Source organism: Alloalcanivorax sp. C16-1 (assembly GCF_046507805.1).
GTDB lineage: Bacteria > Pseudomonadota > Gammaproteobacteria > Pseudomonadales > Alcanivoracaceae > Alloalcanivorax.
The window spans coordinates 950,216-977,087 of the sequence record NZ_JBKFTK010000001.1 but is presented as its reverse complement, the minus strand read 5'-3'; the positions used below and the strand labels follow the sequence as shown (position 1 = coordinate 977,087).

Annotated in this window: 27 protein-coding genes and 1 pseudogene; 16 read left to right on the top strand and 12 right to left on the bottom strand. The window is 66.0% G+C overall.

The window, feature by feature from the left end; genetic code table 11:
• Nucleotides 1-23: 23 nt before the first annotated feature.
• Entirely contained in the window at nt 24-1,181 is a 1,158-nt protein-coding gene (locus tag ACLD0W_RS04655; protein WP_410306804.1) for an iron-containing alcohol dehydrogenase, read from the bottom strand.
• A 246-nt stretch (nt 1,182-1,427) separates the two neighbouring features.
• On the opposite strand from ACLD0W_RS04655, the gene ACLD0W_RS04650 reads away from it, so the two are divergent.
• Nucleotides 1,428-1,976 carry a YggT family protein gene (locus ACLD0W_RS04650; RefSeq protein ID WP_410306324.1) on the top strand — a complete coding sequence of 183 codons (549 nt, stop codon included), beginning with the start codon at nt 1,428-1,430 and terminating at the stop codon, nt 1,974-1,976.
• Between the two features lie 18 nt (nt 1,977-1,994).
• Here ACLD0W_RS04650 and ACLD0W_RS04645 read toward each other — a convergent pair whose 3' ends face one another.
• Nucleotides 1,995-2,873: a crotonase/enoyl-CoA hydratase family protein gene (locus ACLD0W_RS04645; RefSeq protein ID WP_410306323.1), complete on the bottom strand. Its 879-nt coding sequence runs from the start codon at nt 2,871-2,873 to the stop codon at nt 1,995-1,997.
• A 165-nt stretch (nt 2,874-3,038) separates the two neighbouring features.
• Here ACLD0W_RS04645 and ACLD0W_RS04640 point away from each other — a divergent pair, with 165 nt between their 5' ends.
• The 3 genes from ACLD0W_RS04640 (at nt 3,039) to ACLD0W_RS04630 (ending at nt 6,832) form a co-directional block, all read left to right on the top strand.
• On the top strand, nt 3,039-3,908 hold the full coding sequence (locus tag ACLD0W_RS04640) for a hypothetical protein (RefSeq protein WP_410306322.1): 870 nt from the start codon (nt 3,039-3,041) through the stop codon (nt 3,906-3,908).
• Nucleotides 3,909-3,990: 82 nt separating this feature from the next.
• Nucleotides 3,991-5,604, top strand: coding sequence for a carboxypeptidase-like regulatory domain-containing protein (locus tag ACLD0W_RS04635; protein WP_410306321.1), 1,614 nt, complete (start codon nt 3,991-3,993; stop codon nt 5,602-5,604).
• An 85-nt stretch (nt 5,605-5,689) separates the two neighbouring features.
• Complete coding sequence (locus tag ACLD0W_RS04630; RefSeq protein WP_410306320.1) at nt 5,690-6,832, top strand: hypothetical protein; 1,143 nt, start codon at nt 5,690-5,692, stop codon at nt 6,830-6,832.
• Between the two features lie 11 nt (nt 6,833-6,843).
• Here the strand turns inward: ACLD0W_RS04630 and ACLD0W_RS04625 are convergent, their stop codons facing one another.
• Nucleotides 6,844-7,764 carry a hydroxymethylglutaryl-CoA lyase gene (locus ACLD0W_RS04625; RefSeq protein ID WP_410306319.1) on the bottom strand — a complete coding sequence of 307 codons (921 nt, stop codon included), beginning with the start codon at nt 7,762-7,764 and terminating at the stop codon, nt 6,844-6,846.
• A gap of 198 nt (nt 7,765-7,962) precedes the next feature.
• Here ACLD0W_RS04625 and ACLD0W_RS04620 point away from each other — a divergent pair, with 198 nt between their 5' ends.
• The 6 genes and pseudogenes from ACLD0W_RS04620 (at nt 7,963) to ACLD0W_RS04595 (ending at nt 12,032) form a co-directional block, all read left to right on the top strand.
• Complete coding sequence (locus ACLD0W_RS04620; RefSeq protein WP_410306318.1) at nt 7,963-8,796, top strand: alpha/beta fold hydrolase; 834 nt, start codon at nt 7,963-7,965, stop codon at nt 8,794-8,796.
• A gap of 74 nt (nt 8,797-8,870) precedes the next feature.
• On the top strand, nt 8,871-9,320 hold the full coding sequence (locus ACLD0W_RS04615; protein WP_410306317.1) for an OsmC family protein: 450 nt from the start codon (nt 8,871-8,873) through the stop codon (nt 9,318-9,320).
• A 121-nt stretch (nt 9,321-9,441) separates the two neighbouring features.
• On the top strand, nt 9,442-10,581 hold the full coding sequence (locus ACLD0W_RS04610; RefSeq protein WP_410306316.1) for an acyl-CoA dehydrogenase family protein: 1,140 nt from the start codon (nt 9,442-9,444) through the stop codon (nt 10,579-10,581).
• A 164-nt stretch (nt 10,582-10,745) separates the two neighbouring features.
• Nucleotides 10,746-11,216, top strand: coding sequence for a hypothetical protein (locus ACLD0W_RS04605; RefSeq protein WP_410306315.1), 471 nt, complete (start codon nt 10,746-10,748; stop codon nt 11,214-11,216).
• 186 nt (nt 11,217-11,402) lie between these two features.
• Nucleotides 11,403-11,618 (top strand): annotated as a pseudogene (locus tag ACLD0W_RS04600) (DUF2834 domain-containing protein); the annotation flags it as partial.
• A 90-nt stretch (nt 11,619-11,708) separates the two neighbouring features.
• A complete protein-coding gene (locus ACLD0W_RS04595; RefSeq protein ID WP_410306314.1) occupies nt 11,709-12,032 on the top strand; it encodes a hypothetical protein in 324 nt (107 codons plus the stop codon).
• Nucleotides 12,033-12,451: 419 nt separating this feature from the next.
• On the opposite strand, the gene ACLD0W_RS04590 is transcribed toward ACLD0W_RS04595, so the two are convergent.
• From ACLD0W_RS04590 to ACLD0W_RS04580, 3 genes are read right to left on the bottom strand one after another with little or no spacing between them, the layout of a single operon-like run.
• The gene (locus ACLD0W_RS04590) at nt 12,452-12,784 is read right to left on the bottom strand and encodes a helix-turn-helix transcriptional regulator (protein WP_410306313.1); all 333 of its coding nucleotides are present in this window, start codon (nt 12,782-12,784) and stop codon (nt 12,452-12,454) included.
• Entirely contained in the window at nt 12,768-13,106 is a 339-nt protein-coding gene (locus ACLD0W_RS04585) for a type II toxin-antitoxin system RelE/ParE family toxin (protein WP_410306312.1), read from the bottom strand. Before ACLD0W_RS04585 ends, ACLD0W_RS04590 begins: the two co-directional genes overlap by 17 nt.
• 52 nt (nt 13,107-13,158) lie before the next feature.
• Entirely contained in the window at nt 13,159-13,824 is a 666-nt protein-coding gene (locus ACLD0W_RS04580) for a GntR family transcriptional regulator (RefSeq protein ID WP_410306311.1), read from the bottom strand.
• Between the two features lie 129 nt (nt 13,825-13,953).
• Between ACLD0W_RS04580 and ACLD0W_RS04575 the strand changes: the two genes are divergently transcribed.
• Nucleotides 13,954-15,102 (top strand): alkane 1-monooxygenase, encoded by a 1,149-nt coding sequence (locus ACLD0W_RS04575; RefSeq protein ID WP_410306310.1) that lies wholly within the window; start codon nt 13,954-13,956, stop codon nt 15,100-15,102.
• Between the two features lie 26 nt (nt 15,103-15,128).
• Here ACLD0W_RS04575 and ACLD0W_RS04570 read toward each other — a convergent pair whose 3' ends face one another.
• The 6 genes from ACLD0W_RS04570 to def form a co-directional block, all read right to left on the bottom strand.
• Nucleotides 15,129-16,388 carry an MFS transporter gene (locus ACLD0W_RS04570; protein WP_410306309.1) on the bottom strand — a complete coding sequence of 420 codons (1,260 nt, stop codon included), beginning with the start codon at nt 16,386-16,388 and terminating at the stop codon, nt 15,129-15,131.
• Nucleotides 16,389-16,472: 84 nt separating this feature from the next.
• Nucleotides 16,473-17,924, bottom strand: a complete 1,452-nt coding sequence (locus ACLD0W_RS04565; RefSeq protein ID WP_410306308.1) for a TrkH family potassium uptake protein — start codon at nt 17,922-17,924, stop codon at nt 16,473-16,475.
• Nucleotides 17,925-17,933: 9 nt separating this feature from the next.
• Complete coding sequence (trkA, locus tag ACLD0W_RS04560; protein ID WP_410306307.1) at nt 17,934-19,310, bottom strand: Trk system potassium transporter TrkA; 1,377 nt, start codon at nt 19,308-19,310, stop codon at nt 17,934-17,936.
• The gene (gene rsmB, locus ACLD0W_RS04555) at nt 19,307-20,650 is read right to left on the bottom strand and encodes a 16S rRNA (cytosine(967)-C(5))-methyltransferase RsmB (protein ID WP_410306306.1); all 1,344 of its coding nucleotides are present in this window, start codon (nt 20,648-20,650) and stop codon (nt 19,307-19,309) included. Before rsmB ends, trkA begins: the two co-directional genes overlap by 4 nt.
• Nucleotides 20,643-21,599: a methionyl-tRNA formyltransferase gene (gene fmt, locus ACLD0W_RS04550; RefSeq protein ID WP_410306305.1), complete on the bottom strand. Its 957-nt coding sequence runs from the start codon at nt 21,597-21,599 to the stop codon at nt 20,643-20,645. Before fmt ends, rsmB begins: the two co-directional genes overlap by 8 nt.
• A complete protein-coding gene (def, locus tag ACLD0W_RS04545) occupies nt 21,596-22,105 on the bottom strand; it encodes a peptide deformylase (protein WP_204431247.1) in 510 nt (169 codons plus the stop codon). The genes fmt and def overlap by 4 nt, the downstream gene beginning before the upstream one ends.
• A 167-nt stretch (nt 22,106-22,272) precedes the next feature.
• Between def and ACLD0W_RS04540 the strand changes: the two genes are divergently transcribed.
• Genes ACLD0W_RS04540 through aroE form a run of 5 tightly spaced genes read left to right on the top strand, consistent with a single transcriptional unit; the run spans nt 22,273 to nt 26,815 of the window.
• Nucleotides 22,273-23,361: a LysM peptidoglycan-binding domain-containing protein gene (locus ACLD0W_RS04540; protein ID WP_410306304.1), complete on the top strand. Its 1,089-nt coding sequence runs from the start codon at nt 22,273-22,275 to the stop codon at nt 23,359-23,361.
• 34 nt (nt 23,362-23,395) lie between these two features.
• Nucleotides 23,396-24,463, top strand: coding sequence for a DNA-processing protein DprA (gene dprA, locus ACLD0W_RS04535; RefSeq protein WP_410306303.1), 1,068 nt, complete (start codon nt 23,396-23,398; stop codon nt 24,461-24,463).
• Nucleotides 24,464-24,521: 58 nt separating this feature from the next.
• Nucleotides 24,522-25,067 carry an L-threonylcarbamoyladenylate synthase gene (locus ACLD0W_RS04530; protein WP_410306302.1) on the top strand — a complete coding sequence of 182 codons (546 nt, stop codon included), beginning with the start codon at nt 24,522-24,524 and terminating at the stop codon, nt 25,065-25,067.
• Nucleotides 25,068-25,088: 21 nt separating this feature from the next.
• Nucleotides 25,089-25,997: an oxygen-dependent coproporphyrinogen oxidase gene (gene hemF / locus ACLD0W_RS04525; protein WP_410306301.1), complete on the top strand. Its 909-nt coding sequence runs from the start codon at nt 25,089-25,091 to the stop codon at nt 25,995-25,997.
• The gene (gene aroE, locus ACLD0W_RS04520; protein ID WP_410306300.1) at nt 25,994-26,815 is read left to right on the top strand and encodes a shikimate dehydrogenase; all 822 of its coding nucleotides are present in this window, start codon (nt 25,994-25,996) and stop codon (nt 26,813-26,815) included. The genes hemF and aroE overlap by 4 nt, the downstream gene beginning before the upstream one ends.
• Nucleotides 26,816-26,872: the final 57 nt, after the last annotated feature.

Sequence of the window (26,872 nt, the reverse complement as noted above, 5' to 3'; positions counted from 1 at the left end):
ATCGGTTCTGTTAAATCGCGGGCTCAGGCCCACAGGCTTTCGTAAAGGGTGACGATCTCGGCGGCGTCGGGAACGCGCGGGTTATTGCCCGGCGACCCGGAGGCCAGGGCCTGCTCGGCCATGGTCTGGCGCACCTGGAAGAAGTGATCGCGGTCAATGCCGAAATCCGCCGGCGTGGGCACCCGCAGTTCCCGGTTGATGGAAACCAGCGCCTCCAGCAGCTTGCGGTTGGCGTCGTCGTCGCCGTCGGTGGCGGCGGCGAAGCCCAGGGCCCGGGCGCAGTTGGCATAGCGCGGGCCGGCGCTGGGGATCGAATACTCGGTGACCGCTGGCAGCAACATGGCGTTGGAGAGGCCGTGGGGCACATGGAAAAAGGCGCCGATGGGGCGGCTCATGCCGTGCACCAGGGCCACCGACGAATTGCAGAAGGCGATGCCGGCCAGGGTGGCGCCCAGCATCATTCCTTCCCGGGCCTCACGGTCCTGGCCATCGTGGTAGGCGCGCCGCAGGTTGGGGCCGATCAGGCGCATGGCGGCCAGCGCCTGCTGGTCGCTGTAGGGGTTGGCCTTGCGGCTGACGTAGGCCTCCATGGCGTGGGTCATGGCGTCGATGCCGGTGTCGGCGGTGGTGCGCGCCGGCAGCGACAGGGTCAGCTCGAAGTCCACCAGGGCGGCCACCGGCATGAAGCTGGCGCCCACGCACAGCAGTTTTTCGTCGCTGTGGTCGTCGGCGATGATGGTGAAGCGGGTGGCCTCGGAGCCGGTGCCGGCGGTGGTCGGCACGGCGATGATCGGCAGCGCCGGCTCATTGACCTGCCGGGGGAACGCATAGTCGCGGATATCGCCGCCATGGCGGCCCATCACGGCGATGGCCTTGGCGCTGTCGATGGGGCTGCCGCCGCCCAGGGCGATGATGGCGTCGTAGTCGCCCTGCCGTACCCGCTCCACGCCGGCGGCGATCGACGAGGCGGTGGGTTCGGGGACGGTATCGGCGAACACCTCCACCTGGATGCCCAGGGGCTTCAGCACGTCGCGCACCCGGTCCACATAGCCCAGCTCCACCATCATCCGGTCGGTGACGATCAGCGGGCGGCGGCTTTGCAGGGTGGTCAGCACCTCGGGCAGGCGGGCCAGGGTGCCGGCGCCGATTTCCAGGATGCGGGGAAGAAGGATCGAGGCCATGCGGGTTCTCCTTATCGCGCCGCCGGGCACCCGGGTGGAGAAGGTGTCGAAGCGGCGGCGGGCCATCAGGTTTATTTTTTGATCATACATAACGATACGATACGTATCATTATTTGATAGGGATGAAATGTCAACCGATGGCGGGGCGGGGTCGGGGGCGGTGGAAATCGACGCGCCGCGTCCCGGTTTGAATTCGCCGCGCTTTACCCCAATACTCTGTCGCCAAACGGACAGTCTGGAGTCACCATGAACCCTCAGGGTGCCGCGGTTTTCCTGATCGATTTCGCGTTCAGCATCTATATCTTCATCGTGCTGACCCGCTTCGTGCTGCAGCTGGCGCGGGCGGACTTCTACAACCCGATTTCCCAGTTCGTGCTGCGCGCCACCAACCCGCTGCTGGCACCGCTGCGGCGCATCATTCCGGGCTATCGGGGGCTGGACATCGCGTCCCTGGTGCTGGTGGTGCTGCTGATCATCGTCAAGGCGCTGATGCTGATGACGCTGCAAACCGGGGGCATTCCGTCGGGGATCGGGCCGGCGTTGCTGGTCTATACGTTGCGGGAGCTGGCCACCCTGCTGCTGAACTATATCTTCTGGGCGGTGCTGATCCGGGTGATTCTGAGCTGGGTGGCGCCGGATCCGTCCAATCCCGTGGTGCGGGTGGTGATCCAGATCACCGAGCCGATCATGGCGCCCTGCCGGCGGCTGCTGCCGGCCATGGGCGGGCTCGATCTGAGCCCGCTGATCGTGTTGCTGGGCGTGCAGGTGCTGAAGATTCTGTTCCAGCTGCACTGACGCCCATGGGGCGGCCGCCTATTTGAACGGCGGCTCGCCCTGCCAATCGAAGAAGTCCGGCAGGTCTTGGGATACCTTGTCCGGGAACACCGCCGGCCGCTTCTCCAGAAACGACATCACCCCTTCCTTCACGTCCTCGGAACCACCCCGGGACTTCATCGCCTTGCTGTCCAGCTTGTGGGCTTCCATGGGATGCTCGGCGCCGGCCATGCGCCAGATCATCTGGCGGATCACCGCCACCGACACCGGCGCGCTCTGCTCCACCATTTCCTTGGCCAGGGCCACCGCCGCCGGGTACAGCTCGTCGGCCTTGTGCAGTGAGCGCACCAGGCCGCGCTCCTTGGCTTCGGCGGCGCTGAACACGCGGCCGGTGAAGCACCACTCCAGGGCCGAGGAGATGCCCACCACCCGGCTCAGGAACCAGGACGAGGCCGCCTCATTGACGATGCCCCGGCGTGAGAACACGAAGCCGAACTTGGCGTCCTCGGAGGCCATGCGCACGTCCATGGGCAGCTGCATGGTGATGCCCACGCCCACGGCGGCGCCGTTCACCGCGCCGATCACCGGCTTCAGGCTGCGGTAGATGCGCATCGCCACCTGGCCACCGCCGTCCCGGTGCGCGTCGTCCGGGTTGGCGCCTTCGCCGCCGCGCTTCTTGTAATCGAAGGTGTCGCCGCCGGAAGACAGGTCGGCGCCGGCGCAGAAGGCACGGCCCTTGCCGGTGACGATCACCGCGCGCACTTCGTCGTGCTGGTCGGTGAAATCGAAGGCGGCGAGCAGCTCGTCTTTCATCTCTCGATTGAAGGCGTTCATCTTCTCCGGGCGGTTCAGGAACAGGGTGGCGATGCCGTCGTCATCGACGGTCAGCGCCAGGGTGTTGAAGGCGGGAATGTCCATGCTGGGTCCTCGATACAAGCGTGATCGACCATCATTGGTCAGGCCCGGGGCCCCCGCAACCGCCAGTTACGACACTGGAGCGGCGGTTTCGGTCATGGTCGCCCCTGGGCGCGGCGCCCCGGCGGCGGTAGTCTTGCGGCTTTGAAATTGGTTGGGAGAGCCGCTTTGAACCCTGGAAGCAAACCGGACGGAGTCTGGCGCACGCCGCACGCCTACCCGTTCCAGCTGTCGCTGACACCGCACTACAGCCATCTGGACACCGAGCGCCACGTCAACAACGTGGCGGTGCACAGCTTTCATCTGGAGGCGCGTACCCGCTTTCTGATGGCGCGCCTGGACCGCCCGGTCTGGTACTCCGATGACCTGCTGCTGCGGCCGCGCCGCACGCTCACCCAGTTTCTCGGCGAAACCCACTACCCGCACCCGGTGACCGCCGCGGCCGTGGCGCTGCACGCGGACGGGCAGGGCGCCCATCTGCGCACCGCCCTGTTCCAGAACGAGGAATGCGTGGGTATCCAGGACTGTTTGCTGGGCGCCTGGCAGGGCGACCAATGGGTGCCGTTCCCCGAGTCCGTGCGGGCGGCCCTGGCGGGCGACCAGGGCCCGGCGGACTGGCCGCCGGAGCTGCCCCTGGACGCCGGCGCCTTTGCCGGCTATCCGGAACGGGTACCGCTGGTGTCCCGCTATGCGGACCTGGACCCGGACCGGGTGCTCTCGGAGCTGGCGCTGGCCCGGTACGCGGAGCAGGGCCGGGCCGGTTCCCTGTCGGTGCTGCGCCAGCCGCAACTGGGGTTGCTGGTGGCACGCATCGACCTGCGTTTCGGGCGCTGGGATCGGGGCATGGGCGAAGTGGCCCTGGCCACCGGCCTGTCGCGCATCGGCAATACGTCTTTTGTGCTGCGCGGCGGCATCACCGTGGACGGCGTCGCCACCGGCACCGTGGAAAGCGTCATGGTGCTGATCGACCGGGACAGCCACAGGCCCACACCGGTGGCTCCCTACGCGGACGACATGGCGGCGATCAGCATCGACTGAGCCCCCCTATTCGCGGGGGGTTCCGCTCGCCGGCGCTGCTCTAGGATGTGACGAAATAAAATCCAGTGCATGGAGAATCGTCATGTCCGTTCTTTCTACCTTCCGGCTTTTGCCGCTGGCCGGCCTGTTCGGCACGGTGTTGCTGGTCGCCGCCTGCGGCGGCGACAGCGACGACAATGATCCCGCCCCCGGCGGTGGAGGTGGCGGGCCCGAGGCCACTACGCTGAGCGGCTCGGTGGCGGTGGGGGCGCCGGTCGACGGCGCCACCGTGCAGGTCACCTGCCGGTCCGGCACCGGCGTGGCCTCGGTGACCAGTGCCGCCAACGGCGGCTATACGGTGCAAATTCCGAGCGCCGATTTTCCCTGTATTCTCCGCGTGACCGGCGGTGACCTGCCCGCCGGTATCGGCGCGCTGCACTCCTTCGCGCCGTCCGCGTCCCAGACCACCGTCAATGTCACCCCGCTCACCGACCTGGCGCTGTCCCTGGCGGTGATCAGCCAGGACGGCAGAAGTCTGGCCGACTGGTTCCAGGATCCGGACAACTGGGACGCGGTGAGCGGCGGGCTGAGCGCCGCCGCCGATTCCCTGCGCACCCGCCTGGACGATGCCGACTATTCGCTGCCCTCGTCCTGGGCGCCCGCGCAGTTGATGGCGCCGTTCTTCCTGGCCTTCACCCCCAGCGCGACGCCGGCGGCGGACACCCTGGATCGCCTGCTGGAAGACTTGCAAGCGGCCATCGAAGCCGCCGCCAGCGACTACCAGACGGTGCTGGCCAACGTCACCAGCGGCGGCGCCTTCCCGGACCCGGTGGAACCGGACCCCACGGACCCCACGGACCCCACTGATCCGACCGACCCCACCGATCCCCCGACGCCGCAGGGCGCCGTGGCCGCGGCGGACCTGGGTGACAACGCCGGGCCGACCCCGTCGGAATTCCTCAGCGTGATCTCGCGGACCTGGCCGGTGGCGATCTACGACGTGCCCGCCGAGCACCCGGAATGGTACGGCGAAGGCTCGCTGACCATTGGCGGCACCACCGACAACTGGACCGTCACCCTGCTGGGCGCCGATGGCGGCACCATCGTCAGCCAGTCCGCCGAAGGCGCTTTCACCCGGGCGCTGACGCCCTTCTCGGTCTCGGATTTCGGCTTCGGGCCGATCTATATGTCCGGGCAGGTGTTCATCAACCAGGGCACCGCCATTACCGACTTCGTCAACACCTTCCTGGAGTGGGACACGGGGCTGATCGAAGGCAGCGCCGGTGGCAACGGTGAAGTGAAATTCCGCAACAGCGTGCTGGCTTATGGCGAGGGCGTACCGGACATTTTCACCGACCTGGCCGGCACCTGGACCGGTTCCGCGCAGGTGTCCTGCAACGGGACGTTCGGGCCGTTCACCACGGTCACCAACACCATCACCATCACCGAGCAGGGCCAGTTCACGCTGGAGGGCCAGACCCAGCTGTGCGGTGGTGTTCTGCCCCGGGAAAATCAATGGGGCGGCAAGGATGATTTCCTGATCCCGGGCGTGGAAGAAAGCGACGGCGCCTTCCTGATGCACGTCGACGCGCAGGACCTGGTCAATGTCAGCGCCGGGCAGGTGCAGATCCGCTTCGACGACAACATGGCGGTGATCAAGATGAGTGCCTGGGTGGGGGGCGAGCTTTTCGAAATGAGAAACCCCGCCAGGCAATAACAACCTCAAGCGATAACAACCCATGGACACGACGCGCGGGAAGTTTTCCCGCGCGTTCTAACGCCACCGAGTCGGGAAGACAATCATGAAAATAATTCCGCGGAACAAGACCGTTCCCGCCATGACGCTGCTCGCGCTGGTATCCGGTTGTGCCGTTACCGGCGGCACGCCGGCGCCGGATTACAACGCCAGTAGCAGCGCCGCGAGCCAGGCCGGTACCTTTATCGAAGCCGACAACGAAAAACACATGCAAGGCGTGAACAAGGTGGGCGTGCTCTCCTGCAACGTCATGTTCGGCATGACCAGCGCCGCCTCCGCCTCCACCAGCGGTGGCTTCCGGGCCGGGGCCGACCGGGCCACCGGCACCATCAGTCGCTCCGATGTGAAAGTCACCGTGACCTACACCGTGGACGGCGTGGAAGAGAGCGAGCTGCAACGCATCGCCGACGACGCCTGCGCCGACGCGGAAACGCAACTGGCCGGCGCCGGCTTCCAGGTGGTGCCGCTGGCGACGATCCAGGCCAATCCCAATTACAGAAAGATTCAGGCCGGCGGCCGCCCCAGCCCGTTCGAATACAAAGAGAAACGCGGCGGTACCCGCTATCTGGTGCTGGCACGTACCGGTGAGACCGTCACGGACCCGCGCTATACCGGCGCCGCCCAGGGCTTCGCGCAATCCTTCAAGGCGGTGGCCGGTGACGCCACCGAACAGCTGGAAGGCCAGTTGATCAAGGACCTGGGAATGACCGGCGTGAACATCAATCTGCTGGTGGATTTCGCGTCCCTGGAATCCGACGGCCACAAAACCTTCGCCGGCCTGGCCAACAAAAACTCGGCCAAGGTGAAAGCCGATATCCAGCTGGCGGTGAGCGGTGACCTGCGCTTTCAGCCGCTACCCGCGCAAAAATGCTGGAAGGAATACGGCAAGGAAAAATGCCAGATCAAACTCAATCAGCAGCCGGTGTTCGCCACCCGGCAGCCGGTGGCCAGCGCCCGGCCGTTCTACACCAGCATCGAGAACGTCACCACCACCGGTGACAAGGTGACGTCCGGGCTGACCAAGGCGGTGGGCATGTTGAGCGCGCTGAGCGGCACCTCCAGCAAAGTGGCGCGCGACATCACCCGCTACCAGGTGAACGTGATTCCGGACGTTTACCAGACGGAAGCGGTGACGTTGTCGAAAGGGTTCGCGGGCATGGCGGCGGCCAAGGCCGCTTCGACCCGTTGAGCTGGCCGCCCTCACACACAGGGCGTTTTTCCCTGTTTCTCCTGGGACGCCATCCACGCAAGAATGCGCCCGCCCAGCGGGCGCTCCGTGGCTTCGGCGGCCAGGGCGATGGCTTCGCGCAGGCCCTGGATATCAATGCCGGTTTTCAGACCCACGCTTTCCAGCAGGTAGACCAGATCCTCGGTGGCCATGTTGCCGGTGGCGCCGGGGGCGAACGGGCAGCCGCCCAGGCCGCCCAGGGAAGCGTCGAAGCGGCGCACGCCCAGGTCCGCCGCCGCCCAGGCCATGGCCGCCGCCAGACCCCGGGTGTCGTGCAGGTGCACGTAGAAACGGTCGGCGCCGAACTCGCGGATCAGCGGCGCCATGATGTCCTTCATCTGGCGCGGATTGCCGCCGCCGATGGTGTCGGCGATGGCCACCTCGTCGCTGCCGGCGGCGAACATGCGCTCCGCCAGGGATTGCGTCAGCGCCACCGGTACCGGGCCGTCGTAGGGGCAGGCGAACGCGCCGGAGATGTAGGTGCGGGTGGCGACCCGGTCTTCCCGGGCTGCCTTCAGAATCGCCTCGCAGCTGGCGGCGGCCTGCTCCAGGCTCATGTTCAGGTTGCGCTGGTTGAAGGTGTCGGTGGTGGACAACACCAGTGCCACGGTGGGGTAACCCGCGTCGCGGGCCAGCTGATAGCCCTTCAGGTTGGGCACCAGGGCGGTGTAATGCAGGTCGTCCCGGCGCGGCAACCGCTCGGTGAGCGCCGCCGCGTCCGCCATCCGGGGCACCGCTTTCGGGCTCACGAAACTGACCGGCTCCAGATAACGCACGCCGGCGCTCACCAGCGCGTCGGCGATGCGCGCCTTGGCGTCGGTGCTGACCGGGACGGGCTGATTCTGCAGGCCATCGCGCAGGCCCACTTCATTGATGATGGCGGTATCGGTCACAACAGGCCCTCGCTGGGAACCACGGGGCCAGCAGTGTGCCACGGGCGACCGGCAGCGGCCACCGGCCGCTACGCCAACCGCCCCGCCCGGTCAATGGCCGCACCGGACCGGCGGTTGGCGGCGATTCGTTGTGATCGGGGGCGGGCCTGGGTACTGTCGATGCCAACAAGGGTGGCGAAGCGCTGTTGGAGAGCTCCTGTGATCTGGATTTTGTCCGTTGTGCTGGTGGTGGTCGCCCTGATCCCCACCTACATTACCCTGGCGTTCTATCTGGTCTGGTTCTATGACCGGCGTAATTTCCCCCAGTCGGAACCGGCCACCCTGCGCCCGGGCCGGGCCCTGGGCGCCATGCTGCTGGAGGCGGCCAGCCTCACCTTTCTGGTGGCCACCTATCCGCTGCGTCTGGTGCAGGACGCCTCGCCCAAGCGCAGCCGCGCCTGGGACCGGCCGCCGGTGATCCTGGTGCACGGGTACGGCGGCAACAGCGCCAATTTCCTGTGGATGCAGTGGCGCCTGCGGCGCTGGGGCTTTCGCAATGTCTACGCGGTGAGCTACACGCCGCCGCACATCAACGCCCGCAAACTGGCCGCCCAGGTGGCCCGGCACGTGGAACGGGTGCTGGAACGCACCGGCGCCCAACAGGTGGATCTGGTGTGCCACTCCATGGGCGGCCCGCTGAGCCGCTACGCGATCAAGAACCTGGGCCTGGCCGGCCGGGTGCGCACCGTGATCACCCTGGGCAGCCCCCACCACGGCACGCGCATCGCCGCCCTGTTCCCGGCCCGGGGTGCCGCCGCCCAGATGCGTTACCGCAGCCCCTTCGTGCGGGAACTGGCGGACGGCGGCGAATGCCCCGGCGGCGCGCGTTTCCACTGCCTCTACTCGGACATGGACAATTTCGTGATGCCGGCGGCCACCGCCACCCTGTCCGACGCGGCGGACAACCTCTGCCTGCCCTATCTCGGCCACTGCGCCCTGCTCTACAGCCCCCGGGTGGCGCGGGCGGTGGCGGAGCGATTGCGGATCGATTGATCTGGCACAGTATTGCCACTGGCGCACGGACATAGCATGGTTGGAGGTAAAACCAGAACGAGGGGAGAGGCACCATGAGTGAATACGGCGCGACCGTGGCCTGGCACCTGGCACCGGATGCCAGCTTCGACTATGAAACCTTCGACCGTTCCCATGAATGGACCTTCGCCGGCGGCGAGGTGATTTCCGCCTCCGCGTCGCCGGAATTCTTCGGCTCCGGCAACCGGGTCAACCCGGACGAAGCGGTGATCGCCGCCACCGCCAGCTGTCACATGCTCACCTTCCTGTCCATCGCCGCCAAACAGCGCCTCAAGGTGCTCAGCTACGTGGACCGGCCCCATGGCGTGGTGGAAAAGAACGAGGAAGGCCGCCTGGCGATCACCCGCATCGAGCTGCGTCCCCGGGTGGTGTTCGAAACCGACCCGGACGCGGCGGCCCTGAAGAAGCTGCACGACGCCGCCCACCGCAACTGCTTCGTGGCCAACTCCCTGCGCGCCGACGTCACCGTCGACCCGGACGCCTAGCCCGCCGCCGTGACCGGCCGGCCACGCCTGGCCGGCGACCGGGCGGTGCCGAATCGCTAAACTGTCGCCCTCCCCGGCGGCCAGGGGCCGCCTTTTTCCGCCAACGCAGAGAGGGCGAGCCATGCTTGATCAGAACGAAATCGACCTGTTTCGCGACAACGTCCGCAAGTTCCTGGAGAAGGAAGTACAGCCCCACTACGACCAGTGGGAAAAGGACGAAAAACTGCCCCGCGAACTCTGGAACCGCATGGGCGAAAACGGCCTGCTGTGCGTGGACGTGCCCGAGCAATACGGCGGCTTCGGCGCCGACTTCCGGCTCTCCGCCGTGATGGTGGAAGAAGCCTCGCGCATGGGCTTCGGCGCCCTGGCCTCCAACCTGTCCGTGCACTCCGACATCGTCGCCCCCTACATCCTCCACCTGGGCACCGAGGAACAAAAACAAGCCTGGCTGCCGAAAATGGTCACCGGTGAAGCCGTGGGCTCCATCGGCATGACCGAACCCGGCGCCGGCTCCGACCTGCAGGCCATGAAAACCCGCGCCGAAAAAGACGGCGCCGGTTACGTCATCAACGGCCAGAAAACCTTTATCACCAACGGCCAGCACTGCGACGTCATCGTGCTCGCCACCAAAACGGACCCCAACGCCGGCGCCAAAGGCGTCACCCTGTTCACCGTGGACGCCTCCCTCCCCGGCTTCTCCCGGGGCCGCAACCTGGAGAAAATGGGTCACCACGCCGCCGACACCTCGGAGCTGTTCTTCGAAGGCGTCCAGGTCGGCGCCGACCAGATCCTCGGCGGCGAAGGCAAAGGCTTCTTCAACCTGATGAACGAACTGCCCCGCGAACGCCTGATCCTTGCCCTCGGCGCCGTCGCCGCCTGCGAAGGCATGATCGACCGCACCGTGGCCTACACCCAGGAACGCCAGGCCTTCGGCCAATCCATCAGCAAATTCCAGAACACCCGCTTCGTGCTGGCGGACCTGCACGCCCAGGTCCAGGTCAACAAAGCCTTCTGCGCCCAATGCACCGACCAATACGACCGCGGCGAACTCAGCACCACCAACGCCTCCATCGCCAAACTCACCACCACCGAACTGCAAGGCAAGGTCGCCGACCAATGCCTGCAACTGTTCGGCGGCTACGGCTACATGAAGGAATACCCCATCTCCCGCGACTTCGTGGACGCCCGCATCCAGCGCATCTACGGCGGCACCAGCGAGATCATGAAAGAAATCATCGCGCGGGATATTCTCGGCCGCTGACCCCGGCCAGGCCGCCGGCGCCACCATGGAGCCCTGTGCCACCACGCACAGCGTCCCGGCGCCGGGCCCGGCCGACTGAAGCCATACCCCAAATGGGGCATGCGCGACGAGAAACCAACCCGGATCATCCAGTGCATCTCTTTCATTAACTTTGGGGACGCACCATGATCCACTCCACCTCACTCCAACGGGGCCTCGCCCTGCTCCTCCTCGCCGCCCCGGTGGCCGCCCTCGCCGTCGGCCCCGGCTCCGGCTCCCAAAGCCAAAGCAACATCCGCGTCGGCAACTGCCAGGTCAGCAACATACAGGTCATCTATAAACTGGACAGCCTCATGGGCGAACCCACCGTCAGCGGCTCCTACAAATGGACCGGCAACGGCAACTGCTCGCTCCCGTCCTCCACCACCATCTGGCTCAAAGTCGAAGACGGCAGCGGCGGCCGCGGCTACGTAAGGCTCAAGCCGGCGGTTCCCCAAGCCAACGGCGCCTACGGCTACAACACCTCCGGTTCCCCCGACTGGGACGAAGCCCTCTGTGGCTTCGACGGCAACCGTCGCACCAGCTGTCTGCCGCCCAGCGGTGCCAAAAACCTCTGGAAAAGCGGCCGCGTCACCGACTTCAGCGTGACCTGGTAAAAATACCCGCCTCAGGCAGGCGGGCAGACCTTCGGCCACCGCGCACAGCGCGTGCGGTACCGACATAAGAACGCGGTTTCGGCCGCGTTTTTTGTGCTTTTGCGGCAGGGCTTTGTTCGGGGCTGTCGACTTGGCGCTTTTTGGCATGACCTGAGAACCCCGATGTAGGGGGGCGCGTTCACGGCAGGTTTCGTGAACCCCTATTCGAGCGGCTATTCGATGGATGTGCTTGTGTGCTGGGTCATTCTTGCTGTCTGGGTGGCTTATGAAGCCAGGGCCTATGAGGTCCGAAGGGGGTGGGTTTGCCTGTTGCTTGGCATTGTGCCGGGTGTGGCGATGGGGTTTGCGCTATATTTGCTGCTTCGGGGAAAGCAAATCCGGGGGTTCAAGCGTGATGCATGACCGGCCGATCAAATACATTCTGTCCACGAAAAGGTCGACTTTCGCCAGGTTTGCCGGCGCCGGCCTTATTACTACAGCGGGGGGGTATCAGTGAAAAGAATTCTCCTGTTTTTTGCTTTGAGTATGGTGCTTTTGGGCTGTGATGCTGCTAGTGACATGAAAGAAATTTTCAATAAGCAGGAAGCAGCACAAAACTATGTTAAGGAAAAATATGGGTGGCAGTCTCAGCTGGGTTTCAACATCCACAATGGTGTTCTATCACAAGTGACGCTGATTCTTAGAGCAGAAGATGTGCGTAATGAAAGCGTGTCCCATCTAGAAGAAATTGCGAGAGAGGTTGTCTCTGCCTCCTTCAAGAGCACCCCAAAGGTGGTTTATATTCAGATAGTCACCACTGCCAGTGAGGATTCATAGCGAGCAGGGGGGCGGGTTAAATGAAAAGAAAAATACTATTGCGCGCGGTGATGGGCAAAAAATATGGATAACACGGCAGGGCTGATGATCATGTTCGCTTCCGTGGCCACGGTTTTGGGTGTTTCTCTTATCAGTGGCTACGTTGAGGGCCGGAACCGATCTGCCGTCGAGCTGATAAAGGGGCCGGGAATGAAATTTCATGCGGCGGGCAAGCAGGTTAAGTGCGTCCATTGTGGAGGCGAATCCTTCTCAAGTCGTCAGGTTCAACTCAACACTTGGTTGCGACGTTCTTGAACCTCGATTGGCTGAACCGAAGGGCGACGACCCCGGAATGCACATCCTGTGGGCAGATCCAATGGTTCAAACAAAAGCCGATGACCGCGAGCGAGAATGATTGAGCTGCGGTGACTAATGTCGGCCTAAGCCGCTCGGGGCTTGCCAGAAGAAATGACTCTCCCGACCTCTTTTGACGAAATGCCGAGGGCGAGTAGCGATCTCATAAGCAAATCCATGGAAACGCTCGGGTCGCCGGCTTCCATCTTGGCCACTCGAGACTGGCTGGACTTGATCAGTTTCGCCAGCTCTACCTGGCTCAGGTTTTTCTTGCGTCGACTTTCTTTGAGCGACTGACTGAGCGCCAGTTTCATTTCAATGTAGGCGGACTCTTCAGGGGCGAGCTCCAGGAACTCATCCGCATTGCCGATTTTCCAGCCGCTTTCCTCAAGCTTTTTACGCTTATTCGCATGCATCATCATACATCCTGAATCTGGTCTTACATGTATCGATTACCGTCTTCGGAGTTTTGCCGGTCTTCTTCTTAAGGATCTCCGCTATGACAATGGCATCCCTGTCTATCCGGTAAAATATACGCCAGATCTTATCGTCGTCCGTGATGCGAAGTTCGTGGCAATGAGCGCCGATGGAGGGCATGGGTCTGGAGTGCGGCATGGTAAGTGTTACACCGCGCTGCAGCTCACGCAGCAGGTAGCCCGCTTCTAATCTGGCGGCGGCCGAGAAAGGCGGCGTCTTTACATATCCATGTAGCCAGATCAGCGGCTTGTCCTTGGGGCTCATGTTCTACATGATATGTCAGATTCGACATGTCATCAAGCAGGTGTAGTGCCTGCTAAGCCGCGTTCCGCTTCGCCACCGCCCTCAGCACGATCCGACACTGATTCTCCCCGTATTCGCGAATGTCAGCGGCGGCCTGTTCCGGGTTGCGGGCGAGGACGTTTTCCAGGAGCCGCTGGAAGATCTTCAGGGACATGTCGAATTCCGTGGTTTCTTCCTGCAGGGCGATGTAGGAGAAGCGCTTGAGCAGGGGCACCAGGTCCTCGATGTCGGCGGCCAGGTAGCGGTTATCGGCGAAGCGGCGGGTGGCCAGTTCCACGAAGCGGAAGGCGACCTGGTGGGCGGCGGGCAGGTCGTTGGCCTGAAAGTGCCGTTCCAGCTCGGGCAGCATTCGGGCCAGGTCCTCGATCTGGCCGGGTTGCCAGTCCCGGGCGGCGCGGGCGGCCATGTGCGAGAGCAGCAGGAACAGAAAGCCGTACAGGTCACGGACCTCGCTTTCCGTGACGTCGCAAACCCGTGCGCCCCGCCGTGGTTGCAGTTCGATCAGGTGACGCTTTTCCAAGAGGCGGAAGGCTTCTCGGAGTGAGTTAGTACTCACATTTAGGCTTTTTGCCAGTTCCGCTTCGGGCAGTTTGGTGCCCGGGGCCAGTTCCCCCCGCACGATGCGCTCGCCGAGGTGATCGGCGATCTGTTCGCTGAGACTGACGGCTTTCAGGGACATCTTCTCCTCCTGTGGATGGCGCCATTATCCGCGTCGCGGCTGTCTATGTCACTAATTGAGTTGTTTGACAATTCAAGAAAGGCTGCTAATCTTGCCATCGAGGACTGATAACGTCACGGGAGACCGATCATGTTCGCCAACATGCATTCCGATACCATGCTGAAAATAAAAAAATGGGGGTATCTGGCCTTTTGGGCCCTGGTGCTGCCGCTGTTGCCGATGAGTGCCTTTATCGGGCGCGAGGCCGGGACCCAGGATTACTGGGCCTGGTTCATCTACTTCGTGGTGTTCGGCATCATTCCGGTGCTGGACTACCTGATCGGCAAGGACCCGTCCAATCCGGACGAGGAGGTCCAGGTGCCGTCGCTCAGCCAGGAGCGGCTTTATACCTATTCCCTGTTCCTGATGGGTTTCCTGTGGCTGGCGGTGTTGTTCTTCGCCGGCTGGGTGTTCGTGAACAACAACTATTCCTGGTTCGGCCAGCTGGGCTGGATCATTTCCATCGGCACCGTGGGCGGCATCATTGCCATCAACCTGGGCCATGAGTTCGTGCACAAGGACCCCAAGCTGGAAAACTGGATGGGCGGCCTGCTGTTGTCGTCGGTGACCTACGCCGGCTTTAAGGTGGAGCATGTGCGCGGCCATCATGTGCACGTGTCCACGCCGGAGGACGCGTCGTCTTCCCAGTACAACCAGGGGCTCTATGAATTCCTGCCCCATGCGTTCAAGCACAACTTTCTGAACGCCTGGAAGCTGGAGAAGCAGTACCTGGAGCGCAAGGGCAAGAAGAACCTGAGCGTCCACAACGAGCTGATCTGGTGGTATGCCATTTCCGCGCTGTTCGCGGTGGCCTTTGGCTTGGCGTTTGGCTGGATGGGCGTGCTGTTCTTCGTGGCGCAGAGCTTCGTGGCCGCCTTCACCCTGGAAGTGATCAACTACATCGAGCACTACGGTCTGCACCGTCGGGTGCGCGATAACGGCCGCTACGAGCGGGTCACCCCGGCGCACAGCTGGAATTCCAACTATCTGCTTACCAACCTGGCCCTGTTCCAGCTGCAGCGCCACAGCGACCATCACGCCTACGCCAAGCGCCGCTACCAGGTGCTGCGCCATTACGACGAGAGTCCGCAGCTGCCCGGCGGGTACGCGGCCATGTACGTGCTGGCGCTGGTGCCGCCGCTGTGGAAAAAGGTGATGAACCCGCGCGTGGAAGCCTATTACGAAGGCGAGATGGATCAGCTGTTCCGCGGCAGCCGCCGGGTCAACAATATCGCTTGAGGGGCGTGGCGGCGGGAGCGTCGCCGCTAGGTTTTTGTGGCCGGCGGTGTGTCCGCCGCCACGTCCTCGATGCGGTCCACCTTGCGCAGCGCCGGGAAGGCGCTCATCCACAGGCCCACCACGGCCAGGGTGCCGACCCCGCCGATCACCGCCGCCGGCACCGTACCGAACCAGGACGCGGTCACCCCGGATTCGAATTCGCCCAGCTCGTTGGAAGCGCCGATGAACAGCATGTTCACGGCGTTGACCCGGCCGCGCATGGCGTCCGGGGTGGCCAGCTGCAGCAGGGTCAGGCGCACGTACACGCTGATCATGTCGGCGGCGCCGGCCACGAACAGCGCCGCGAACGACAGCCAGAACTCCCGCGACAGGGCGAACACGATATTGGCCACGCCGAACACCGCCACCGCCGCGAACATCACCAGGCCGGCGCGCCGCTGAATGGCGCGCACGCCCAGATACAGACCCATCACGAAGGCGCCGGCGGCGATGGCGCTGCGCAGCGCGCCCAGCCCTTCCGGCCCCACATTCAGCACTTCCTCGGCGTACACCGGCAGCAGGGCGGTGATGCCGCCGAACAGCACCGCGAACAAATCCAGGGAGATAATGCCCAGGATCACCGGCTTGTGGCGGATATACAGGATGCCGGCGGTAAAGCGCCGCCAGGCGCTGGTTTCCGCCGGTGCCGGGTCGCCCCGGTAACGTATCCGCACCGCGAACAGCATCAGCACGCCCAGCACGAACAGGCTCAGGGTGACGCTGTAGGCCACCACCGGGCCCAGCGGATAGAGCAGGCCCCCGGCCACCGGGCCACCGATCACGGCGATCTTCATGATCGAGGAGTTCAGGGCGATGGCCTTGCCCAGCAGGCCGCGGGGCACGATCTGTGGCAGCAGACTTTGCAGCGTCGGGCCGGTGAAGGCGCGGGCGGCGCCGAACAGCACCAGCACCGCGTAGAACAGGCGGACGTCGGTGTCGGCGCGCCAGGACAACGCGATCAGCAGGGCGCTGCACAGCGCCTGCACGCCCCAGCTCAAATGCAGCAGCAGGCGCCGGTCCAACCGGTCCACCAGGTCGCCGGCGGGCAGCAGCAGGACCACCATGGGCAGAAACTGGGCCAGCCCCACATAGCCCAGCGACAGCGGGTCCCGGGTCAGGGCGTAGACCTGCCAGGCGACGATGATGGCCTGGATCTGCATGGCCGCCGAGGCGAACAGCCGGGCGATCAGAAAGGGCACGAAGCCGGGTTGGCGGTAGACGGCCGTGGCCGGATCGGAAACCGTCATGCTGGACCTGTGGCGGGCGGAGGGCCGCTCAATCAACCACCTTGCGGTTTTTGGGTCAAGCTTCCAGACCTACTGCTTCCAGATCTATTGTTTCCAGAAGAGCGGCGTGAACAGCACCAGGAAGGTAAAGATCTCCAGCCGACCCAGCAGCATCAGCAGGGTCATCATCCATTTCGCCGCCGGGGTGATGTTGGCGAAGCCGGCGCCCACCTGGCCGATGCCCACGCCCAGGTTGTTGATGGAGGCGGCCACGGCGCTGACGGCGGTGGTCAGGTCCATGCCGGTGACGGTGAACAGCAGGGTAAAGATCACCGAGATGGTGATGTAGACGCCAACGAAGCCCCACACCGCCTGCAGCACCCGGTCGTTGACCACGTGCTTGCCGAAGCGCAGCGCGAACACGCCGTTGGGGTAAATCAGCCGGCGCAGCTCGCGCAGGCTGTGGCGGGCCACCAGGGCGGCGCGCACCGCTTTCATACCGCCGCCGGTGGAGCCGGCGCAGCCGCCGATAAAGCTGATCAGCACCAGCAGATAGGGGATGTAGCCGGGCCAGGCGGCGGCGTTGGTGCTGGTCAGGCCGGTGCCGGTGCCGAACGACGCCACCTGGAAGGCGGCATGGCGGAACGCCTGATCCACCGGGTCGTGAACGTGGAACACCATCAGGCCCAGCCCCACCAGCAGGATGTAGAGCAGCATCAGGCCCATGAAGAAGCGGAATTCCGGGTCGCGCACGAAGGTCAGCAGCGAGCGGCTGCGCCAGGCGGCGAAGTGCAGCGCGAAGTTGACGCCACCGATCAGGATAAACACGGTCGCCACCCAGTCGATGGCGGCGTTGTCCCAGTAGGCCATGGAGGCGTCGTGGGTGGAAAAGCCGCCGGTGGAGACGGTGCTGAAGCTGTGGCAGATAGCGTCGAACAGGGTCATGCCGGCGGCCCAGAACGCCAGCGCGCAGGCCACGGTGATCGCCAGGTACACGTACCACAGGGCCTTGGCGGTTTCGGCGATGCGTGGGGTGAGCTTGGCTTCCTTCATGGGGCCGGGGATTTCCGCCTTGTAGAGCTGCATGCCACCGATGCCGAGCATAGGCAGAATCGCCACCGCCAGCACGATCACGCCCATGCCGCCGAGCCATTGCAGTTGCTGGCGGTAGAACAGCACCGACGGCGGCAGGTCGTCGATGCCGGACAAAATGGTGGCGCCGGTGGTGGTCAACCCGGACACGGACTCGAACACGGCGTCGGTGAAGCCCACCGGCACCGCGTCGGAAATCAGCAACGGCAGGGCGCCGATCAGGCCCAGCACCGACCAGAACAGGGTCACCACCAGAAAGCCGTCGCGGGTCTGCAGCTCGGCGCGATGGCGGAAAAACGGCAGCCACAGGGTCAGGCCCAGCAGCAGGGAAATACAGAACGAGGTCAGAAACGGCCCTTCGGTGCCGTCGCCGTAAAAAAACGCCACCGCCACCGGCGGCATCATGGTGAAGCTGAACACCACCAGCAGCAGACCGAGCACCTTGGAAATCAGCGCGAAATGCATCGGCCGGCCCTAGAAGAAGGTGAACCCGACCTGGAACAACTTCTCCACGTCGCGGGTCCGCCGTTTGTCGATCAGGAACAGGATCACATGGTCGTCCGGCTCGATCACCAGATCGTCATGAGCGATCAGCACTTTCTCACCGCGCACGATGGCGCCGATGGTGGTGCCCTCCGGCAGATCGATGTCCTCCACGGCGCGGCCCACCACCTTGGACGACTTGGCGTCGCCGTGGGCAATCGCCTCGATAGCCTCCGCCGCGCCACGGCGCAGGGAGTAAACGTTGACCACGTCGCCGCGCCGCACATGGGTGAGCAGGCTGCCGATGGTGGACTGCTGCGGTGAGATGGCGATGTCGATGTCGTGGCCCTGCACCAGGTCCACGTAGGCCGGGTTGGCGATCAGCGTCATCACCTTGCGCGCGCCCAGCCGCTTGGCCAGCAGCGAGGCCATGATGTTGGCTTCGTCGTCGTTGGTCAGCGCGCAGAACACGTCGGTGTTTTCGATGTTGGCCTTGAGCAGTTCATCCCGGTCGGTGCCCAGGCCCTGCAGCACCACCGTGTGATCCAGCTTTTCGCCGAGCCATTCGGCGCGCTGCGGCGAGCGCTCGATCAGCTTCACGTTGTAGCGGTGCTGGATGCTCTTGGCCAGGCGGTAGCCGATGTTGCCGCCGCCGGCGATCAGCACGCGCTTGTAGTTGTGCTCCAGGCGGCGCAGCTCGCTCATCACCGCGCGAATATCGTTCTTGGCGGCGATAAAGAACACTTCGTCGTCCGCCTCGATCACCGTATTGCCTTCCGGAATGATCGGCCGGTTGCGGCGGAAAATCGCCGCCACCCGGGTGTCCACGTTGGGCATGTGCTTGCGCAGTTCGCGCAGCTCGTTGCCCACCAGCGGGCCGCCGTAATAAGCGCGCACCGCCACCAGCTGCACCCGGCCGCCGGCGAAGTTCACCACCTGCAAGGCGCCCGGGTGTTCGATCAGCCGCTTGATGTAATCGGTGACCACCTGCTCGGGGCTGATGATCACATCGATGGGAATGGCGTTCTCGTTGAACAGCTTGTCGGCGCGGGCGGTGTAGTAGGCGGTGCGGATGCGGGCGATCTTGGTGGGAGTGCGGAACAGGGTGTAGGCGACCTGGCAGGCGACCATGTTCACTTCGTCGGAATTGGTCACCGCGATCAGCATGTCGGCGTCTTCGGCGCCGGCATCCTTGAGCACCCAGGGGTAACAGCCCATCCCCTGCACGGTGCCGATGTCGAGGCGGTCGCCCAGCTCCCGCAACCGCTCGCCGTCGATGTCGATGACGGTGATGTCGTTGCGTTCCCCCGCCAGGTTCTCCGCCAGGGTGCCGCCCACCTGGCCGGCACCGAGAATGATGATCTTCATGATCCGGGATCGATCGCCTTCTTGTTGGGGCCGCCCTGGTCCGGGTGCGCTTTGTCCAGACAGGCGAGGTAGAAGCCGTCCGGGCCGCCGTCGCGGGGCAGCAATTGCCAGCCCGCCGTTACCGCCACCGCCGTGTCCGGCCGTGGCGTGCGGTCCCGGGCGTCGTCGGTGCGCGCCAGAAACGCGGCCACCTGCTGGTCGTTCTCCGCGCGCAGCACCGAACAGGTGGCGTACACCAGCCGGCCCCCGGGCCGCAGAAGCGGCCATAGTGCATCCAGCATCCGCGCTTGTAAATCCACCAGCAGCGGGATGTCCGCCCGCCGGCGGTGCCACTTCACGTCCGGCTGACGGCGCAGGATGCCGGTGGCGGAACAGGGCGCGTCCAGCAGGATGGCGTCGAACGGCTCGCCGTCCCACCAGCCGCTCGGGTCGGCGGCGTCGCCCACGCGCGGGTCGGCCGCCACGCCCAGCCGGGCCAGCGTGTCGCGCACCCGGGCCAGGCGCCCTTCCGCCAGATCCAGGGCGGTGACCCGGGCGTCGGTGAACGCTTCCAGAATCTGGCCGGTCTTGCCGCCGGGGGCGGCGCAGGCGTCCAGCACCCGGCCACCGGCGGGCACGTTCAGATATTCCGCCGGCAACTGCGCGGCTTCGTCCTGCACCGAGAACGCGCCGGTCTCGAAGTCCGGCAATGCGGTCACCGGGCGCGGCGGGCTCAGATACAGGCTCCAGGGCGCCAGTTCACCGGGGCGGGCGCCGTCGCCAAGCAGCGCCAGGGCCTGCTCGCGAGTTTGCCGCCGGCGGTCCACGCGCAGCGTGAAAGGCGGCGGCGCCAGGCTGGCCTGGACCAGCTCCCCGGCCTGCGCCGGCCAGTCGTCCTGGAACTGGCGCCACAGCCAGTCCGGCAGGGAGCCGGCCACCGCCGGCGGGTAGTCGGCGAAGACGGTGGCGGCGTCGGTGCGGTCGGCCTTGCGCAGCACCGCGTTGGCCAGGCCGCTGGCCCAGCCGGCCTTGAGGCGCCGGCAAAGCTCCGGGTAGGCGTTGACCACCGCGTGGGCCGGCCGCTCGCTGAACCACAGCTCGTAGATGCCGCACAGCAACGCCAGCCGTACCGGCTGGGCCTTGGCCTTGAGGGGCTTATCGAGTTGGTCGTTGAGCCATTGATTGAGGGGGCGCAGATAGCGGCACACGCCGAAGCACAGGTCGCGGGTGAGGCCGCCGGCGCTGCCGTCGGGGACGCCGCGGCGCAGCACTTCGCGCAGGCTGGCGCCATCGCCCTGGCCGGGCAGTACGCGGTTAAGGGCGCGCACCGCGGCCAGGCGTGGATCCGGGCTTTCAGCCAAGGAAGGCTCCTGGTTGGAACAGATCGGGATGGCCACGGCGGATTTCCGCCACGGTCAGGGGTTTCTTGCCGGGCAATTGCAGCCGGGTCAGGCGCACGGCGCCGTCGCCGCAGGCCACCAGCAGGCCCTCGTCGCTAACAGTGAGAATGCGCCCCGGCTCGGCCTCGTCGTCGACGGCCTCGGGGGCCTCTTCCGCGCCCCACAGGCGCAGGGGCTGGCCGTTCAGCTCCACCCAGGCCACCGGCCAGGGATTGAAGGCGCGCACCCGGTTGACGATGGCCCGGGCCGGCAGGCCGAAGTCGACGCGGGCGCCGGCCTTGCTCAGCTTATGCGCGTAGGTGACGCCGTCCTCGGGCTGGGGCTCGGCCCGCTCCAGATGGCCGGGCAGGTCGTCCAGCACCGTGCTCAGCAGCCGGGCGCCCTGCTCGGCCAACCGGTCGTGCAGCTCGCCGCCGGTCTCCCGGTCGCCGATGGTCAGCGCCTCGCCGAGCAGCATGGGGCCGGTGTCCAGGCCCGCGTCCATCTTCATGATGGTGTTGCCGGTCTCGGTGTCGCCGGCCACGATCGCCCACTGGATCGGCGCCGCGCCGCGCCAGCGCGGCAGCAGCGAACCGTGCACGTTGACGCAGGCCAGGCGCGGCAGGTCGAGCACCGCGCGCGGGATGATCAGGCCGTAGGCCACCACGATCAGGGCGTCCAGGTTCAGGTCGGCGATCCGGCGCTGAATCTCCTCGCCTTTCAGGGATTCCGGCTGCAGCACCGGCAGATCGTGGGCCAGCGCCAGCTGCTTCACCGGGCTTTGCACCACCTTCTTGCCGCGCCCGGCGCCCCGGTCGGGCTGGGTGAGCACGGCGGCGATCTCATGGGGGCCGTCGATCAGGGCTTGCAGGCTGACGGCGGCGAAATCCGGGGTGCCGGCGAACGCGAGTCGCAGGGGGGAAGTGCTCATCCGGCGTTCTGGCGGTGGATTTTCTGGAGTTTCTTCTTGATCCGGTCGCGCTTCAGCCGCGACACGTAATCGACGAACAGCTTGCCGTCCAGATGGTCGATCTCGTGCTGGATGCAGGTGGCCAGGATGCCGTCGGTGACGATCTCGAAGGGCTCGCCGTTCCGGTCCAGGGCATTGATGCGCACCTTGGCCGGGCGCTGCACTTCCTCGTAGAAACCGGGCACCGACAGGCAGCCTTCCTCGTAGGGGGCCAGGTCCTCGGTAAGCGGGGTAATCTCCGGATTGATGAACACCAGGGGCTCGTCGCGGGCCTCGGACACGTCGATCACCAGCAGGCGCTGGTGCACGTTGACCTGGGTGGCCGCCAGGCCGATACCGGACGCGTCGTACATGGTCTCGATCATGTCGTCGATCAGTTTGCGAAGCGCGTCATCCACCTGCTCCACCGGTTTTGCTACGGTGCGAAGCCGTGGGTCGGGAAATTCCAGTATCTCCAGCTTTGCCATGGGGCTCCCGTGGGTCTCTTTTACGGACGAACAGCTACTTGCGAAGCTGCTTTAAATTCGGTTGCTAAATCTATGATCGCGTTGCTAATATCCGAGAACGACTGTGCTCGATCTGGGGGTGCGTTCGCCGTTTCGCGGACGCCGATAATGATAAAAGGAATCCGCTGATGATGAAATCGCTGCGGCGAATCCTGTGTCTGGGGGTCCTGTGTCTGGGAATGGGGTCCATCGCGTCCGCGGTGGTGGCCGATACCGTCCAGTTGCGCGACGGGCATCCCGATGTTTACTACGTCAAGAAGGGCGACACCCTGTGGGACATCAGCGCCCGCTTCCTGGAGAACCCCTGGCAGTGGCCGGAACTCTGGCACGACAACCCCCAGATCGACAACCCGCATCTTATCTATCCCGGCGATGAAATCCGCCTGTTGTGGGCCGATGGCGAGCCGCGCCTGACGGTGCGCCGCGACGGCAACAGCCGCACCGAACTGGCCGACGGCACCGTCAAACTGACGCCGCGGGCCCGGGAGCTGGACCGCGACAGTGCCATCCCCGCCATTCCCATGAACGCCATCCAGAGCTACCTGAAGGAAGCCCTGGTGGTGACCCGGGCCGAGATCAAGGCCGCGCCCTATGTGGTGGGCGGCCAGGACCGCCGGGTGGTGTACGGCATGGGCGACACCGTTTACGCCCGCGACCCGGATGACCAGTTCGAAAACGCCCCGCCGCGCTTCGGCATCTACCGGGTCGGCGAGGAATACGTGGACCCGGAAACCGATGAAGTGCTGGGCTACGAGGCGCGCCAGATCGGCCTGGCCACCATCACCGCCCACGACGAGGACATGGTCACCATGAAGGTGGTGCGCTCCTCCGAGGACGTGCGGGTGGACGACCGCCTGTTCCCGCAGCCGGACCGGCTGGTGCGGGCGGTGCTGTACCCGCACGCGCCGGCGGAGAAAACCACCGGCCACATCATCCGCTTCTTCGACCGCATCAACAGTGTGGCCCGCAACGACGTGGTGGTGATCAACAAGGGCGAGCGTGACGGCATGGAGCCCGGCCACGTGCTGGACATCTTCCAGCAGGGCGAGCTGGTGCGCGACCGCCAGCGCGACGAAATGGTGCGCCTGCCCCGCTCCCGCTCGGGCACCCTGGTGCTGTTCCGGGTGTACGAAAAAGTCAGCTACGGCCTGATTATGGAATCGATCCGGCCCATCTACATGAAAGACATCGTGGAAAGCCCGGAGGGCAGTTACTGATACTGACCTCTCGGCGCGCACAGGGAGGTGCGCGATGGACCCTCAACTCAAACGGCTGGCCCTGGCCGCCGCCTTTTCCCCCGCCTCCGCCCGGCTCGGCCGGGCGTTGCGCGAACGATCCCCGGACCGTCACCGGCCGCTCGATTATCTGAAGCATTTGCCGCCGGCCGGCGACGCCGGTGCGCTGCGTGACCCCGAAACCCTGGCGCCGGTGCTGCATAGGCTGGCCGACCTCGGCTGGCGCTGGCTGGCCCTGGGCGATGACGACTATCCACCGCTGCTGGCGGACCTGGAGGACGCCCCCGGGGTGCTGGCGGTACGCGGCGACCCGGCGGTGCTGGCGGCGCCGCAGCTGGCCCTGGTGGGCGCCCGCCATGCCAGCGCCGACGGCCTGGACAACGCGCACCGCTTCGCCCGCGCCTTCGCCGGGGCCGGCTTCACGGTGACCAGCGGCCTGGCCCTGGGAGTGGACGGCGCCGCCCATCAGGGGGCCCTGGCCGGGGGCGGCGCCACCGTGGCGGTGCTGGGCTGCGGCCCGGACCGCGTCTACCCGCCTCGCCACGCCGGTCTGGCCGAGCGGATCGTCCAGGGCGGCGGCGCCCTGGTCACCGAGTTCGCCCCCGGGGCCGGGCCGCTGGGTGCGCACTTTCCCCTGCGTAACCGGGTGATCAGCGGCCTCAGCCTGGCCACCGTGGTGGTGGAGGCGGCGTTGCGCAGCGGCTCGCTGATCACCGCGCGCACCGCCGCCGAGCAGGGCCGTGAGGTGTTCGCGGTGCCCGGCTCGCTGCACAATCCGCTCAGCAAGGGCTGCCACCGGCTGCTGCGGGACGGCGCCAACTGGCTGGAAAGCGTGGACGATGTGCTGGCCGCCTTCGGCGAATTCCGCCGCACCCTGGAACACAGCCCGGCGCTCAATACGGCGCGCCCCAGCGGCTTGCTCCGCCACTTCACCGGTGGCGTCAACGACCTGGACGCCCTGTGCCGGCGCAGCGGCCTGGCCATGGCCGAGCTGGCCGATCAGCTGGCGGAACTGGAACTGGAAGGCCGCGTGCAGCGGGTGGCCGGCGGGTACACGGCGCGCACCGCGCCGTCCCGGGACTGACGTCGGCCACCGCAATCGGTATCCTTGCCCGGTCCCTGACTACCGATGCCCGCGACCCATGAATCAGCACCTGGACACGGCCCTCCGCATCCTCCGCGCCGGCGGGGTCATCGCCTACCCCACGGAAACCGTCTACGGCCTGGGCTGCGACCCGTTCGACCAAGCGGCGGTGCGCCGGTTGCTGGCGATCAAGCAGCGGCCGGTGGAAAAGGGCCTGATCCTGCTGGCCGCCGACCTGGAGCAGCTGGACGACCTGGTGGTGCTGGACGACGCCCAGCGCCGCCGGCTGGCCGACACCTGGCCGGCGCCGGTCACCTACCTGCTGCCGGCCACCGAGCGGGTGCCGGTCTGGATCCGTGGCGCCCACGACAAGGTGGCGGTGCGGGTGGGCCCGCACCCCGTGGCCCGGGCCCTGGCCCGGGGGCTGGGCACGCCGCTGGTGTCCACCAGTGCCAACCGGGCGGGCCGGCCCGCCGCGCGCAACCGCTTTCTGGCCACGCGCCATCTGGGCCGGGACGTGGACTTCGTGGTCACCGGCGACACCGACCCGCGCGCCCGGCCCTCCGCCATCATCGATCTGCAAAGCGGCCGCGTGCTGCGCTAGTGCCCTGAAGGAGCGAGCAAGATGCAAGACGTGTCCCCGGACGCCGTGAAAGCCTGGTTGCTGGAGCTGCAGGACCACATCGTGGCGGAACTGGAAGCCGAGGACGGTGGTGGCCGCTTTATCGAGGACGCCTGGGACCGGGCCGAGGGCGGCGGTGGCCGCAGCCGGGTGCTGGCGGACGGCGCCGTGTTCGAAAAGGCCGGTGTGAACTTTTCCCATGTGTTCGGCGCCCGTCTGCCGCCGTCCGCCTCCGCCCATCGGCCGGAACTGGCCGGCCGATCGTTCCAGGCCATGGGCGTGTCCCTGGTGATCCACCCGCACAATCCCTACGTGCCCACCAGCCACGCCAACGTGCGTTTCTTTATCGCCGAGAAGGAAGGCGAGCCGCCGGTATGGTGGTTCGGCGGCGGCTTCGATCTGACGCCCTTCTACGGCTTCGAGGAGGACGCGGTGGCCTGGCACCGCACCGCCCGGGACGCCTGCGCGCCCTTCGGCGAGGACCTCTACCCCGAATTCAAGGCCTGGTGCGACGACTATTTCTTCATCAAGCATCGCGATGAACCGCGCGGCGTGGGCGGTCTGTTTTTCGACGACTTCAACCGCCTCGGCTTCGAGGACAGCTTCGCGCTCACGCGCGGCATCGGCGAGGCCTTCATCCACGCTTACCGGCCGATCGTGGCGCGCCGCAAGGCCCTGCCGTTCGGCCAGCGTGAGCGGGACTTCCAGCTCTACCGGCGCGGCCGCTACGTGGAATTCAATCTGGTCTACGACCGGGGCACCCTGTTCGGTCTGCAGTCCGGCGGGCGCACCGAATCCATTCTCATGTCCCTGCCGCCCCTGGTACGTTGGGATTATGACTGGCGGCCGGACCCGGGCAGCCCGGAAGCCGAGTTGTACGAGAAGTTTCTGATCCATCGGGAGTGGCTATGACTGATCGCTACGCGGTGTTCGGCAATCCGGTCAGCCATTCCCGGTCGCCGGACATCCACCATGCCTTCGCCGCCCAGCGCGGCGAGGACCTGAGCTACGAGCGCATCGAGGCGCCGGTGGACGACTTTGCCGGCGCGGTGGCGGCGTTTTTCGACGCCGGCGGACGCGGTGCCAATGTGACCGTGCCCTTCAAGGAAGAGGCCCATGCCCTGTGCGGCGAACTCACTGAGCGGGCCCGCCAGGCCGGCGCGGTGAACACCCTGTGGCGCCGCGAAGGGGTGCTGCACGGTGACAACACCGACGGCGCCGGCCTGGTGGCGGATCTGCGCGGCAATCAGGGCTGGGCCTTGCAAGGCAAGCGCCTGCTGGTACTGGGCGCCGGCGGCGCGGTGCGCGGTGTGCTCGGCCCGCTGCTGGCCCAGGCGCCGGCGGAGCTGGTGATCGCCAACCGCACGGTGGCCCGTGCGGAGACCCTGGTGGAACGGTTCGCGGGCCTGGGCGTGCCGCTGTTCGCCAGCGAACTGGACACCCTGAAAGGGCCGTTCGATGTGATCATCAATGCCATCTCCGCCGGCCTGCACGGCGAGATGCCGCCGCTGCCCGAGGGGCTGATCGGTGACGCTACCGTGGCCTGTGACATGGTCTACGGCGCCGAGCCCACGCCGTTCATGCGCTGGGCGCGGCAGGCCGGCGCCGCGGCGGTGTGCGATGGCCTGGGCATGCTGGTGGAACAAGCCGCGGAGGCCTACGCGGTATGGCGCGGCCACCGGCCGGACACCGCCCCGGTGCTGGCCGACCTGCGCCGCCAGCGGGGCTGAGCCGGTCCCGTATGTTGATGCGGTTTTACAACTTTTGTCGTCGCCCGTCTGGCGGCG

Excerpts from the sequence above, each read along its gene's own strand:
- ACLD0W_RS04610 (WP_410306316.1), top strand. The coding sequence starts at position 9,442 with ATGCTTGATCAGAACGAAATCGACCTGTTTCGCGACAACGTCCGCAAG.
- trkA (WP_410306307.1), bottom strand. The coding sequence starts at position 19,310 with ATGAAGATCATCATTCTCGGTGCCGGCCAGGTGGGCGGCACCCTGGCG.
- ACLD0W_RS04635 (WP_410306321.1), top strand. The coding sequence starts at position 3,991 with ATGTCCGTTCTTTCTACCTTCCGGCTTTTGCCGCTGGCCGGCCTGTTC.
- ACLD0W_RS04540 (WP_410306304.1), top strand. The coding sequence starts at position 22,273 with ATGATGAAATCGCTGCGGCGAATCCTGTGTCTGGGGGTCCTGTGTCTG.
- ACLD0W_RS04530 (WP_410306302.1), top strand. The coding sequence starts at position 24,522 with ATGAATCAGCACCTGGACACGGCCCTCCGCATCCTCCGCGCCGGCGGG.
- ACLD0W_RS04565 (WP_410306308.1), bottom strand. The coding sequence starts at position 17,924 with ATGCATTTCGCGCTGATTTCCAAGGTGCTCGGTCTGCTGCTGGTGGTG.
- def (WP_204431247.1), bottom strand. The coding sequence starts at position 22,105 with ATGGCAAAGCTGGAGATACTGGAATTTCCCGACCCACGGCTTCGCACC.
- ACLD0W_RS04615 (WP_410306317.1), top strand. The coding sequence starts at position 8,871 with ATGAGTGAATACGGCGCGACCGTGGCCTGGCACCTGGCACCGGATGCC.
- fmt (WP_410306305.1), bottom strand. The coding sequence starts at position 21,599 with ATGAGCACTTCCCCCCTGCGACTCGCGTTCGCCGGCACCCCGGATTTC.
- ACLD0W_RS04570 (WP_410306309.1), bottom strand. The coding sequence starts at position 16,388 with ATGACGGTTTCCGATCCGGCCACGGCCGTCTACCGCCAACCCGGCTTC.
- ACLD0W_RS04580 (WP_410306311.1), bottom strand. The coding sequence starts at position 13,824 with ATGTCCCTGAAAGCCGTCAGTCTCAGCGAACAGATCGCCGATCACCTC.
- ACLD0W_RS04605 (WP_410306315.1), top strand. The coding sequence starts at position 10,746 with ATGATCCACTCCACCTCACTCCAACGGGGCCTCGCCCTGCTCCTCCTC.
- ACLD0W_RS04575 (WP_410306310.1), top strand. The coding sequence starts at position 13,954 with ATGTTCGCCAACATGCATTCCGATACCATGCTGAAAATAAAAAAATGG.
- ACLD0W_RS04585 (WP_410306312.1), bottom strand. The coding sequence starts at position 13,106 with ATGAGCCCCAAGGACAAGCCGCTGATCTGGCTACATGGATATGTAAAG.
- ACLD0W_RS04645 (WP_410306323.1), bottom strand. The coding sequence starts at position 2,873 with ATGGACATTCCCGCCTTCAACACCCTGGCGCTGACCGTCGATGACGAC.
- ACLD0W_RS04650 (WP_410306324.1), top strand. The coding sequence starts at position 1,428 with ATGAACCCTCAGGGTGCCGCGGTTTTCCTGATCGATTTCGCGTTCAGC.
- ACLD0W_RS04630 (WP_410306320.1), top strand. The coding sequence starts at position 5,690 with ATGAAAATAATTCCGCGGAACAAGACCGTTCCCGCCATGACGCTGCTC.
- hemF (WP_410306301.1), top strand. The coding sequence starts at position 25,089 with ATGCAAGACGTGTCCCCGGACGCCGTGAAAGCCTGGTTGCTGGAGCTG.
- dprA (WP_410306303.1), top strand. The coding sequence starts at position 23,396 with ATGGACCCTCAACTCAAACGGCTGGCCCTGGCCGCCGCCTTTTCCCCC.
- ACLD0W_RS04590 (WP_410306313.1), bottom strand. The coding sequence starts at position 12,784 with ATGATGCATGCGAATAAGCGTAAAAAGCTTGAGGAAAGCGGCTGGAAA.
- ACLD0W_RS04655 (WP_410306804.1), bottom strand. The coding sequence starts at position 1,181 with ATGGCCTCGATCCTTCTTCCCCGCATCCTGGAAATCGGCGCCGGCACC.
- aroE (WP_410306300.1), top strand. The coding sequence starts at position 25,994 with ATGACTGATCGCTACGCGGTGTTCGGCAATCCGGTCAGCCATTCCCGG.